Genomic DNA, 13,093 nt, shown 5'->3' with positions numbered 1-13,093 from the left:
ATAATCACTCCTAGTTTTTTATTTTATTATTCACCGTAAATTTCTTCTATTCTTTCTTCATCTACTCCAAAGAAATATGTTAATACAAATCCACCTATATATGCACCTATCATTGCTATTAAGTAGAAATGCCATGTTCCTGGTTTAACTATTAATAATCCAAATAATCCTGAAACACCTTGAGTTATAGTACCAACTTTGAATAATGATGCTAATAATCCTCCAAAACCTGCACCTAAACAAGCTGTAATGAATGGTTTACCTAAAGGAAGTGTAACTGCATACATTAATGGTTCTCCTATACCTAATATACCAACTGGTAATGCGTCTCTTGTAAGTGTTTTAAGTTTTTTATTTTTAGTTTTAAAGTAAATTGCAAGTCCTGCTCCAACTTGTCCTCCACCTGCCATCATTAATATAGGTAATAAGTAGTTAATTCCTTGAGTTGGTCCATCAGGGCTGTTTAATAATACGTGTATTGGTGTTAATGCTTGGTGTAATCCAACTGATACTAATGGTAAGAATCCAGCTGACAAGATATATCCACCTGCTATACCAAATTTATTATAAACTACATCTAATACAGTAAATATTGCTTTAGTTACAAATGTTCCTACTGGTTGTATTACTAAAATAGCAACGAAAACACTTATTAATAATGTAAATAATGGTGTAAAGAATGTGTCTAACATTGTAGGCATAACTTTTCTTATACTTCTTTCTAATTTAGCAACTATAATTCCCATAAATAAAGAAGCAAGTAATCCACCAATACCAGGTGAGAAAGGTTTATCAACTATTGGTAAATTCATTGGTACATCATTAATCTTTGCAAGTAATGGATGTGCAGCATTACCAACAAATAAAGCTCCAATAATTCCACCTAAAATAGCTGTTCCACCAAATTCTTTTGCAGAATTCATTCCAACATAAATAGCTAAGTATGTAAACATACCAAATCCTATAGTTTTAATAGCAGCAAACCACCATTGCCCTGCAAATGCTCCTTTAGTTGTAACATTTACTACATTAGATAATCCTAAGATCAATCCTGCAGCAATAATTCCAGGTAATAATGGAACAAATATATTTGCAATTTTTTGTAAAAATTGTTGTACTGGACCATTATGTTTAGCTTTATTTACCTTTTTATTTTCATTAGCTACGTCTTTAACATCAGCAAATCCTAAAGGTATACCAGTTAATTTAGTAAATTCATCACCTACCATATTAACTTTTCCTGGTCCTAAAACTATTTGTAAAGTATCAGCTTCAACAACACTTAATACTCCATCAATTTTTTTAAGAGCTTCTACATTAACTTCTTGTTTTGTTCCAACTCTTAATCTAGTCATGCAAACTGCATTACTTAAAATATTATCTTTTCCACCAAGGGCATCAAAGATTTCTTTTGCGACTTTTTTAGCATCCATACATTTCACTCCATTCTTATTTTTCTTTTATTTTTTTTATTTTTGTTTCATTAATTTTAGTACTTACTTCATCAAAATTCATATTTGAATATTTCAAATAAATAACATCTATTAAATTTAGCATTGAAATTCTTGAATATATTGCAGCACTTCTTTTTAATGCTTCTCTAGATGTTACATATAGATTATGATTTGCTCTTGATGCAACTTCATTACTTCCATATTTAGTAATAGATATAGTCTCTATTCCTCTATTTTTTAATACTTCACTAATTTTAACTATATCTTCAGTCATACCTGAATAAGATATTATTATTGCAAGATTATCACTAGTACTGTTTATTGCCTGTATATGCTGTAAATCATAAGGACCAAATGCATTACAAACTTTACCTATTCTCATAAACTTATACTGTGCATCTAAACACACTATATGAGATGCTCCAACTCCATAAAAATCAATAACTTTTTTACTTCTTATTAGATCTACTACTTTATCTATCATTACTGCATCTTGTAATAATTTAGTTTCTCTTAAAGAACTAATACTAAGTTTGTTTAATTTTTCAATTATCATTTTAGTATCATTATTTCTTTCAATATCTACATTTTCAAATTCTAACTTATTTTCTTCTAAATTTGCCAACTCTTCTATCAGAGATATCTTAAATTCTTGAAATCCTGACAATCCTATTTTTTTACAAGTTCTAGTTACAGCTGAAATGCTTGTATAAGTGTCAGAAGCAATTTTTTTTGCATCTAAATTCTTTATCTTTTTATAATTTTCCATCAAGTATTTTGATATATCAGTTTCACTTGACGTAAAATTTTTATTTTCTCTAATCTTTACTAGTAAACTCATGTATCAATTGCGCAACATTAAACTTGTATTGTTCAAGTTTCTTTTCTGCATCCTCTTTCTCAATTTTTAATAATATCATTGCTATCGCAACCTTAACACTCATACCTGATTTTTCTAAATAAATTCCAGCTTCTTCATAACTTATATTAGTTGTATTCATTAGAATTCTTTTTGCTCTTTCAATTAATTTTAAATTTGAAGTTTTAACATCGACCATATACCCTGAAAAAACTTTTCCTCTTTTAATCATTACACTTGTAGATATCATATTTAGAACTAATTTCTGTGCAGTTCCTGATTTCATTCTAGTTGAACCAGTAACTATTTCAGCTCCTACTACAACCTCTATAGGTATATCAACATTTCTAGAAAGTTCTGAATCTTCAGAACAAGTAATACTTCCTGTTAGTGCACCAACTTCTCTTGCATATTTAACAGCACCAAGTACATAAGGTGTCCTTCCTGAAGCTGTTATACCAATAACAACATCATCTTTAGTTAATTTTATTTCTTCAAGATCTTTTCTGCCTTGTTCAGGGCTATCTTCAACATTTTCTTTTGCTTTAAACATAGCATCTTTACCACCAGCAATTAAACCTTGAACTACTTCAAAATCAACTCCATAAGTTGGCGGGCATTCCGAGGCATCTAAAACGCCTAACCTTCCAGATGTCCCTGCTCCTATATATATTATCCTTGTAGTAGGAGCAGTTCTTAAAACTATCTCATCAACTAATTTAGCTATAGAAGGAAGTGCTTTTTCAACACAATAAGCAACTTTCTTATCTTCTTCATTTATCCTTCTTACTATTTCATAACTATCTTGTAACTCAATATCTTTACTATTTTCGTTATTCTTTTCTGTTGATAATTTAGATAAGTCTACCATCACATTCACCACCTTTACTATTTTTGTATAATATATTATACCTTGATTTTCAAAAAAATCAATTTTTATTGAAAGTGATTTTCAAATATTGAAAAAAACAAAGGTAGAAGCATTGCTTCTACCTCATATTAATAACTCTATCTGCTATAGTACTATCATCTAAATCATGACTTACAATAATAGTTGTAATTCCTACTTTTTTAAGTATTTCTTTAAGTTCCAGTCTTAGCTTTTCTCTAAGCTCTATATTTAATGATGAAAATGGTTCATCTAATAATAATAACTTTGGCATAACTGCAAGAGATCTTGCTAATGCAACTCTTTGTTTTTCCCCACCAGATAGTTCATGGGGATATCTTTTTTCATAACCTTTTAATTCAATTAAATCAAGCATTTCTAAAACTTTTTCTTCTTTTTCTTTTTTACTTAATTTATTTAATCCAAATGAAATATTTTGAAATACATCTAAGTGTGGAAATAAGGCAAATTCTTGAAATAAATACCCTATATTCCTTTTTTCTATTTTTTCATTAGTTATATTCACACCATCTAAAAATATTGTACCAGTTTTAATTTTTTCTAAACCAGATATCAACCTTAAAAGTGTAGATTTCCCTATACCTGACTTACCTTTAATCATAAGTATTTCTGATTTATCCATAGAAAAAGAATAATTATCGATTATAAGATCTTTTTCATAAGAGAAACTTACATTATTAAATTCTAAAAATTTCAAACTATTCCTCTCCCTTCATATCTATATAATTATATACACTAATTAAAAATAGTGTTATTGATATTAAAACTAAAGCTGGAAAACCAACCAACACTAATTCTTCATCACTTGCATAATTTTTCATTTGTATTGAAAGTGTATTGTTACTTAAAAGCATAGATGCTAGTGGCATTTCTTTTATTATTTCTATTGATAATAATAAGAAAGAAGAAATAATAGCTGTTTTTTGCATAAATATATCAACTTTAAAAAATGTATTCAATCTATTCATTCCTAATAATCTTGAACTTTCATGTAAACTATTACCATTTTTTTCTATACTTGATTCAATAGGATTATATGATAGTGATAAAAATCTAGTAGTATATGCAAATATTATTATAATAGGACTTTTTATAAGAGTCATACTCTCTGTAATTCCTAATTTTATTAACAATAAATCTATACTAATAAATATAGATAAAAAACCTACCGCTATTACTGAACCCGGTATAGAATAACCAATAGAACTAAGTTTATTAATTATCCATTTTTTCTTATCAAGTCTATTTGTATTTGTTAAATAAATTGCTATAAATAAGACAAAAAAAGATGAATACATTAATATACCCAATGTATTTTTGGTATTAATTAATATATCTGAAAAATATACATAACCTATAGATAAATACATCCATCTAAATATATATAATATCGGGAAAAATAAAGTAAATAAAAATACTGAAAAAAAGAATAATAAAACTAATATATGTTTAATACCTATCAATTTTTTTCTTTTTATTTTTGTGTTTTTATTAAATACATATTTTATTTTTCTCCTACTTAATTTTTCTATAAATAGAAACAGAAGTACTACAATAATTAAAATTAAAGATAGTTTATTGGCGCCATCTAAATCATAATTATTAATCCAACTGTCATAAATTCCTGTACTAAAAACTCTAATACCAAAAAAATATGGCACACCAAAAGCATTAAGAGTTTCCATAATAACCAACATAATCCCTGTAATTATAGCAGGTCTTGATAATGGTAATATTATATTATATAAAGTTTGAAAATTACTTTGTCCTAGTAGTTTAGATGAATAAATTAAATCCATAGAAATTCTTTTCATATACGCTCTTGTAGTAATATATACATAAGGGTAAAAAGATATACTTAGTATAAAAATAACTCCTTTAATATTAGCAATATCAATATATACATTAAATCCATATTTGCCAAGAAATAAATGTAAGGGACCTGTTAAAAAATCAACATAAATATATGCAAATAAATAACTGGGTATAGCAAATGATAGAAAATTCGTATATCTAAAAAAACTTCTAAATTTATATTCATAAAATGTTTCAAAATATGCTAAACCAAAACCTATAATTAAAGTAAATATTACTGTAGGTATTAGTATTAATGTGGTATTAATAATATATTCTTTTAATAGAAAATCAAATATATGATTAGTTAACTCACTATTAGGTTTAAAACTATTTATAAATATATATATTATAGGGCTAATTATTAGCCCTATTAAAATATATGATAGTATTTTCCAAACATCAATTTTTTTTATTTCCAATTTGCACTATCCGCAACAAATTTTGCTTTTTCTAAATTTTGACCAATTTTATCAAAATCTATTTTAGATGGTTTAAATGTTCCCCATGATTTAACTACTGGACTTATTTCTGTTTTTGGATTTACAGGATATTCATAATTTTCATATGAATAAACCATTTGTGCATATTTATCAGTTAAAAATTCTACAAATTTAACTGCATTTTCTTTATTTTTACTATATTTTGTAATTCCTGCCCCAGAAAGATTAATGTGTGTTCCACCATCTTTTTGATTAGGGAAAAATATTTTTAATTTTGAAGCAACTTCTCTTTCAAGAGGATCTTTAGAATCAGTCATTTTACCCATATAGTAACTATTCATAATAGCTATATCACCAACACCTGCTAATACAGATTTAGCTTGATCTCTATCATTACCTTTAGGACTTCTTGCAAAGTTTTCTACTAAGCCTTTAGCCCATTCAGTTGCAGATTTTTCACCTTTTTTTGCTATCATAAATGAAATTAAATGTTTATTATATGAACTTGAAGAACTTCTTGTAAGTATTCTATTATCCCATTTTTTATCTGTAAGTGCTTCATAAGTTGATAGTTCTTTAACATTTACTTTTTCTGGATTATATACTAAAATACGAGCTCTATATGTTAATCCAACCCAATTATTACTTTTATCTCTAAAATTAGCTGGTACATTATCTAATACTTTTCTTGAAGTAATAGGTTGTAATAAATTTTTCATTTTAGCTGTATAAAGATCTCCTACACCTACAGTAATAAAAACATCAGCATCTGTAGATTTACCTTCTAATTCTAATCTTTTAATTAATGCTGAAACGTCATTATTTTGAACAACATTCACTTTTATCCCTGTTTGTCTTTCAAATTCTAAATAAATTGATTTATCAGAATCATAATGTCTAGATGTATATACATTTACTACACCACTTCCAAAAATTAAGTTTGTTACTAATACTGTAATTAACAATAATAATCTTTTCATTTACTTTGACCTCCAAATATTTTGATAGCAAAAGTATTTGCTTACAAAAATATTATATCATATATTTTTTTTTATGTAAATAAAAAGAAAGATAAATTTATATCTTTATCTTTCTCTCATAATATATATTATTAGTTATATTTCTACTTCTTCATTCCATTTTTCATTCATTATATTAAATTTATCAAATACATAGAATAATAAACTAATTAATATTCCTATTATCGCTGCTAAATTCATACCTTGGAAAGTAATATCAAATAATTGTATTTGTAAACCAGATAATCCAGCAATAAAAGTAACTGATGTAAGTATTAAATTTTGCGGTTTATTAAAGTTTACTTTTTCTTCAACTAATAATCTTAACCCTGATGATCCTATCATACCATATAGTAAGAAAGTAACTCCTCCTATAACATTTCCTGGTATAGATTGTATTAATGCAGAAAAAGGTCCTACAAAGGCCATAAATATTGAAATAATAGCAGCACCTTTTATTACTTGTACACTATATACTCCTGTTATTGCCATAACTCCTATATTTTCACCATAAGTTGTTGTTGGTACTCCTCCAACAAAACCTGATAACATAGTTGAAAAATTATCTGCAAATAAACTTTTATGTAATCCTGGATCTTTAATTAAATCCCTATTTATAATTCTACTTGTAACAACTTGATGAGATATATGTTCTGAAACTATTACAAATATTACAGGAAGCATTGTTAATATTGCAGTAAAATTAAATTTTGCAACTTGAAATTTAGGTATTGTAAATAAAGCTGTGTTTGTAACTGTTGAAAAGTCAACCATTCCTAAATATATTGAAGTTACATATCCTACTATTATTGCAATAAGTATAGGTATGGTAGCAAAAAACTTTCTAAATAATACTGAACCTAATATAGCAAATGTTAAAGTTACCCCAAATACTATTTTATCATTTAAAGTAGAAGTATCTGTCATAATATTAGCTCCAATTTTACCTCCAGTTATTGTTATTCTTGCAAGTTCAAAACCTATTAATGCAACCACAGATCCCATAGCAGCAGGTGGTAATATTATATTAATCCAAGATGTCCCGAATTTATATATTATTCCTGCAAGTATACATCCTACAAGACCTACAAAAACAAAACCACCTAAAGCATATTCATAACTCATATTAGCTATAACCATACCTGCTGGTGCCAAGAAAGCAAAACTTGAACCTAGATAAGCTGGTGCTTTCCCTTTTGTAATTAAAATAAAAAGCAATGTACCAATACCATTCATCAGCAATACTATACCTGTATCAATTCCAAAAATAATAGGTACTAGCACTGAGGCACCAAACATTGCAAAAGTGTGTTGTAAACTTAGTGGCACTAATAATTTAGCTGGCACTTTTTCATCAACTTGAATAATTTTTCTAATTGACATAATTTTTCCTCCTTATTAATTACAGTCCTACTTAGAATTCACCGTAATTTTTAAAATTATACCAAAAACAAAAAATATTTGTCAATAGTTTTCCAAAGAAAAAAATACTGAGCTATCTCAGTATTATTCACTATATTCATTTTTTAAAAATTTCATAACATTTCCATCTTCATCAATTTCCAATAAATATATACCATAGTCCCCATATGCACTTATATACCAAGTACCGTATCCCTTTTTATATATTCTCATATCTTTATATTGAACCTTATCAAAGGATTCACTAAAAATCCTTTTTGAGGCTATACTTGCAATTTCTTTTATATGATATTTGGATAAAGGGGTAACCGCAGAGCAAGATAAAGAAAAAATAACTATAGAAATAGTAATAAATTTTTTTATCATTTTAAACCTCTCAATTCTGATATCACTTTTTCTATTATTTCATCAAAACTACCATTAAATTTAAATCCTGCAGCTAATACATGACCTCCACCATTAAAATTAGAAGCAATCTTATTTACATTAACATTTTTTGATCTAAAACTACCCTTTAACATTTTTTCACTATCTTCCCTTACAAAAAGTGATACATCAACATCTTCTATACTTAATAATAATTCAGAAATACCATCTGTATCTTCTTCAGTAACTCCAAGTTCTTTCATGTCATTTTGTGAGATATATAAGTAAGCAAAATTTATGTCTTCTAAATATTTATACTCAATTAAAGCTTTACCAAATACTTTAACCTTTTCTCTAGATTTAGAAAATAGTATATTATTTATTTTTCTTATATCTACTCCAACTTTTACAAGATTTGCAGCAACATTAAAAGTGCTTTCTTTTACATTAGAATGTCTAAAATTACCAGTATCATTTATTATTCCTAAATACATAAACTTGGCTATTTGTTCATCTAATTCTATATTAAATATATCTAAAAACTTATATAATAACTCACTAGCCGATGAAATATCTTCTACATAATTAATATTTAAATATTTAGTGTTGCTTACATGATGATCTATATTTATTGTTTGTTTTGCAATCTCAAAAATTCTATTATCTATTGCTGCTCTATCTATATTTGCAGTATCAAGCATAATAACCAATTCAACATCATCACTATAATTATCTTTAATTAACTTGCTTTCATCAAATTTTTTCATAAATTTAGGAATTTCAAATTGCATTACTATATCAACTTTTTTATTAGAATTATATTTTTCTATCATAAACTTAAATGCAAATAATGCACCAAATGCATCACCATCTGGGTTTACATGTGCAGAAAGCACTATGTTATTATATTTATCTATCTCATTTTTTATATTAATTAGTTCTTTCATTTTTCCTCATTTCTTTTTTTTCAATATATTTTTATAATCCTCTATACTTATTACATTTTTATTCTTAAGTTTAGTCTTTTCCATAATCTCAGTAACTTTATTCACCCTATCCCTAGGGTTGTTTAATAAAGCCCCAACACCCCTTATAGTATTAATATGATTAATTGCAATAGCTATAGCATCTGCTGCATCATCAGGTTTTGGAATTTCATCTAATTTCAGTAATATTTTTATCATTTCTTGTACTTGTTTTTTTTCTGCTCTACCATAACCAGTTATCCCTGTTTTAACCTGTAAAGGTGTATAATTAAAAATTTCTATTCCAGATATTTGTGCCTTAGCTACTATTACTCCTCTAGCTTGAGCTACAGTAATTATTGTTTTTTGGTTTTTGAAAAAAAACAACTCTTCTATAGCCATATGATCTGGTTTATACATATTAAATAATGTTTCTAGTTTAAAAAATATCTGTTCAAGTCTTACTGGCATAGATAAGTCTTTATCAGTATATATACAACCATAATCTATTAATTCTGTCTTGCCTTTGTTGAAATCAACTATTGAATACCCTATTATTGCTGTACCAGGATCTATTCCTATTACCCTCATATTACACCTCTTTTCTATACTTGATTATATCACATTTATTAATATTTATACAACTTGAAGAAATAAATAAAAATATGGTATAATCTAATAAAAAATGAAGGGAACTTTAATATGGCTGGACATAGTAAATGGGCAAATATTCAACATAGAAAAGGTAGACAAGACAAAATTCGCGGAAAATTATTCACAAGACTTGGAAAAGAAATTACAGTTGCAGCAAGAATAGGTGGTGGAAATCCAGACTTTAATCCAAGATTAAGATTAGCAATTGATAAAGCTAAAGCTGCAAACGTTTCAAAAGATGTAATAGATAAGGCTATAAAAAAAGGAACTGGTGAATTAGAAGGTGTAGAATACATTGAAATACGTTATGAAGGTTACGGAGCATCTGGTGTTGCATTCATAGTTGATGTAGTAACAGATAATAAGAATAGAAGTGCCGGTTCAGTTAGAATGAATTTTTCAAGGAATGAAGGAAATCTAGGTTCTGATGGTTCTGTATCATTTATGTTTGACAGAAGAGGAATACTAATTTTTAATAAAGATATTAGTTTTGAAAAATTATTAGAAAATTCTATATTAGTTGGTGCTTTAGATGTTATTGAAAAAGAAAATGAATATATAGTTCTTACTAAAGATAAGGATATGGAAGATGTATTAAACAAATTAAAAGATTTAGGATTCATCCCTATAGAATCTGAAATAGGAATGTACCCAAAAAATGAAATAGAAATTAATGATATTGATGTTGCAAAATCTATCATGAATCTATATGAAGCTTTAGAAGATAATGAAGATGTACAAAACATATATTCAAACTTCAATATACCAAACAATATTTTAGAAAAATTAAATTAGGAGGAAATACAATGAAAAAAACTACAAAAGTATCTATTATAGGTGCAGGATTTGTTGGTTCAGCTACTACTTTATCCATAGTTTTATCTGGATTAGCTTCACATGTTGTTTTAGTAGACGTGAATAAAGAAAAAGCAAAAGGAGAAGTTTTAGATATAGCACATGGTGCCGCATTCATTAAAACTTGTGATATTATTTCTGGTGATTATAAAGATACACAGGATTCAGATATAGTAATAGTAACTGCTGGTGCTAATCAGAAGCCAGGCGAAACTAGATTAGACTTAGTTCATAAAAATGTAGAAATTTTTAAAACTATTATACCTCAAGTAACACGTTACTCACCTAATACAGTTTTAATAATAGCATCAAATCCAGTAGATATATTAACATGGGTTGCATATAAGTTATCAGGATTACCTTCACATAAAGTTATAGGAACTGGAACTGTACTTGATACTTCAAGATTAAGATATTATCTTGCTGAAGAATTTGATCTTGATGCTAGAAACATACATGCATATATAATAGGTGAACATGGAGATTCAGAATTCCCTGTTTGGTCTTCTGCTAATATTGGTCCATTAAGCTTTGATGATTTTTGCGCAAGAGAGGCTAAAAATGCTGCTGAATTAAAAGAAAAAATACATCATAAAGTTAGAGATGCTGCATATGAAATTATATCTAGAAAAGGATATACAAACTATGCTATAGGAATGGCAATAAGAAGAATAGTTGAAGCAGTCCTAAGAGATGAAAATTGTATTTTAACAATATCAACATACAACCAATTAGAAGATGTATATTATTCTGTTCCAAATGTTGTTGGTAGAAATGGTCAACATCTAAAAATATGTCCAGAATTTGAAGACAGTGAAAAAGAAAAATTAGAAAACACAAAAAAAGTTTTAAAAGATGTAATAAAAACTATAAAATTATAAAAAGTCTGTTCACACAGACTTTTTTATTTTAGTTTATCAATTAACCATTCTTCAAAAACTTTTTCATTAACATCTACAACATATTTAACATTTTTCACCTTATTAGAAAAAATATTTGTATAATAATCAGCAACTAATGTCCCAACAGCACTACCTTCTAATATTACATCTATATATTTATATTCGTATGTAAACATTTCTTTATTAGTTAAATAAGCTATAACAGTAGAATCATGCATCATTAATCCTTTTTCTATACCTTCACTTCTATAATTTTCAAATAAAGCATAACACATTTTAGATACCTCAGTACCATTTTTTAATATATTTAATTTTTCATTTGAAATAAGACATCTTCTAGTAATATCTAAACTTAGTACAGTTAATTCTATACCTGAATCAAAAACTATCTTTGCAGCGTGAGGGTCATTATATATATTAAACTCCGCTCCTGTTGTTGTGTTTCCACCTGTTAAACTCCCACCCATTATTACTATTTCTCTAATTTTATTTTTAACTTCAGGATAAACTAATAATAAAAGGGCAACATTAGTCAAAGAACCCAAAGTAGCTATAGTTATTTTATCCTCTGTATTTAAAATAACATTTCTCATAGCTTCTATAGCATGTATTTCTAGAGCTTTAATTTTTGGTTCTTTAAATACATATCCATCCATACCAGAATCACCATGTACTTCTGATGCATCTATTCCTTCAAAAAGAATACCTTTTTTAGATCCTTTTGCAACAGGAATATCTTTACCTATAAATTCTAATATCTTAAGTGCATTATTAGTAGTTTTTTCTAATGATACATTTCCAAATACTGTAGTTATTAATTTAATATCTAATTTATCATTACTATTAATAGCACAAATTAGTGCTGCTGCATCATCTATTCCCGGATCTGTATCAATTATTAATGGTATCTTACTTAACATTTATCCTCCAAATACTTCTAATATTTTTTCCATAGAAACATCTTCTTCATTTACCTCTTTTAAGTATTCTCCATCTTTTACTATACCTACAGCAGGTATTGATTTAATATTTAATTTTTGCATTACTTCTCTATCTTTATCTAAATAGTATTCAAAATTATATTTTTTTTCATTTATAAATTCTAAAGTTTCTTTTTCATAGTCAACTAAACCATTATCAGATGAAATAAAAGGATAAAAAATTACAGTAATTTTTGTATCTTTTAATTTATCTTGTAATTTACTTAAATTTTCTAACTCAACTTGACAATGAGGACAACATGCAGCAGCATAGACTACTATTTGATTTTCCTTTTTAACAGTACTTTCATAATTTGTAGCATTTATTACCCCTACTTTATTTTTCTCTGCTGAAAAACAAGAAAAAGTTAAAAACATCATTAATATTAAAATTATTTTTTTCATAATTA

Annotated in this window: 14 protein-coding genes; 2 read left to right on the top strand and 12 right to left on the bottom strand. The window is 26.8% G+C overall.

Annotated elements, in window-relative coordinates:
• Positions 1-26 precede the first annotated feature (26 nt).
• The 10 genes from AYC60_RS02970 to ruvC all read right to left on the bottom strand — a co-directional run bounded on the left by AYC60_RS02970 (position 27) and on the right by ruvC (position 9,883).
• Entirely contained in the window at positions 27-1,433 is a 1,407-nt protein-coding gene (locus tag AYC60_RS02970) for a PTS transporter subunit EIIC (RefSeq protein ID WP_067321103.1), read from the bottom strand.
• 16 nt (positions 1,434-1,449) lie between these two features.
• A complete protein-coding gene (locus AYC60_RS02965; RefSeq protein WP_067321100.1) occupies positions 1,450-2,295 on the bottom strand; it encodes a MurR/RpiR family transcriptional regulator in 846 nt (281 codons plus the stop codon).
• Positions 2,273-3,184, bottom strand: coding sequence for an N-acetylmuramic acid 6-phosphate etherase (murQ, locus tag AYC60_RS02960; RefSeq protein ID WP_067321098.1), 912 nt, complete (start codon positions 3,182-3,184; stop codon positions 2,273-2,275). The genes AYC60_RS02965 and murQ overlap by 23 nt, the downstream gene beginning before the upstream one ends.
• A gap of 118 nt (positions 3,185-3,302) precedes the next feature.
• Complete coding sequence (locus AYC60_RS02955; RefSeq protein ID WP_067321095.1) at positions 3,303-3,920, bottom strand: ABC transporter ATP-binding protein; 618 nt, start codon at positions 3,918-3,920, stop codon at positions 3,303-3,305.
• A 1-nt stretch (position 3,921) separates the two neighbouring features.
• Positions 3,922-5,499, bottom strand: a complete 1,578-nt coding sequence (locus AYC60_RS02950; protein WP_067321092.1) for an ABC transporter permease — start codon at positions 5,497-5,499, stop codon at positions 3,922-3,924.
• Positions 5,490-6,500 (bottom strand): Fe(3+) ABC transporter substrate-binding protein, encoded by a 1,011-nt coding sequence (locus tag AYC60_RS02945; protein WP_067321089.1) that lies wholly within the window; start codon positions 6,498-6,500, stop codon positions 5,490-5,492. The genes AYC60_RS02950 and AYC60_RS02945 overlap by 10 nt, the downstream gene beginning before the upstream one ends.
• A gap of 135 nt (positions 6,501-6,635) precedes the next feature.
• Entirely contained in the window at positions 6,636-7,922 is a 1,287-nt protein-coding gene (gene uraA / locus AYC60_RS02940; RefSeq protein ID WP_067321087.1) for a uracil permease, read from the bottom strand.
• A gap of 123 nt (positions 7,923-8,045) precedes the next feature.
• On the bottom strand, positions 8,046-8,327 hold the full coding sequence (locus AYC60_RS02935) for a hypothetical protein (RefSeq protein WP_067321084.1): 282 nt from the start codon (positions 8,325-8,327) through the stop codon (positions 8,046-8,048).
• The gene (locus AYC60_RS02930; protein WP_067321081.1) at positions 8,324-9,274 is read right to left on the bottom strand and encodes a DHH family phosphoesterase; all 951 of its coding nucleotides are present in this window, start codon (positions 9,272-9,274) and stop codon (positions 8,324-8,326) included. The genes AYC60_RS02935 and AYC60_RS02930 overlap by 4 nt, the downstream gene beginning before the upstream one ends.
• Positions 9,275-9,280: 6 nt before the next feature.
• On the bottom strand, positions 9,281-9,883 hold the full coding sequence (ruvC, locus tag AYC60_RS02925) for a crossover junction endodeoxyribonuclease RuvC (RefSeq protein WP_067321078.1): 603 nt from the start codon (positions 9,881-9,883) through the stop codon (positions 9,281-9,283).
• 111 nt (positions 9,884-9,994) lie between these two features.
• Here ruvC and AYC60_RS02920 point away from each other — a divergent pair, with 111 nt between their 5' ends.
• Together AYC60_RS02920 and AYC60_RS02915 are read left to right on the top strand one after the other, a co-directional pair.
• Positions 9,995-10,741, top strand: a complete 747-nt coding sequence (locus AYC60_RS02920; protein WP_067321075.1) for a YebC/PmpR family DNA-binding transcriptional regulator — start codon at positions 9,995-9,997, stop codon at positions 10,739-10,741.
• A gap of 11 nt (positions 10,742-10,752) precedes the next feature.
• On the top strand, positions 10,753-11,682 hold the full coding sequence (locus tag AYC60_RS02915) for an L-lactate dehydrogenase (RefSeq protein WP_067321072.1): 930 nt from the start codon (positions 10,753-10,755) through the stop codon (positions 11,680-11,682).
• Positions 11,683-11,705: 23 nt separating this feature from the next.
• Here the strand turns inward: AYC60_RS02915 and AYC60_RS02910 are convergent, their stop codons facing one another.
• Together AYC60_RS02910 and AYC60_RS02905 are read right to left on the bottom strand one after the other, a co-directional pair.
• The gene (locus AYC60_RS02910; RefSeq protein WP_067321069.1) at positions 11,706-12,623 is read right to left on the bottom strand and encodes a nucleoside hydrolase; all 918 of its coding nucleotides are present in this window, start codon (positions 12,621-12,623) and stop codon (positions 11,706-11,708) included.
• On the bottom strand, positions 12,624-13,088 hold the full coding sequence (locus AYC60_RS02905; protein ID WP_067321067.1) for a peroxiredoxin family protein: 465 nt from the start codon (positions 13,086-13,088) through the stop codon (positions 12,624-12,626).
• Between the last annotated feature and the right edge of the window lie 5 nt (positions 13,089-13,093).

Source organism: Streptobacillus felis, from assembly GCF_001559775.1.
In the GTDB taxonomy this organism is placed as follows: Bacteria; Fusobacteriota; Fusobacteriia; order Fusobacteriales; family Leptotrichiaceae; genus Streptobacillus; species Streptobacillus felis.
The sequence above is the reverse complement of the archived record's forward strand: the minus strand, read 5'-3'. Positions and strand labels throughout refer to the sequence as shown.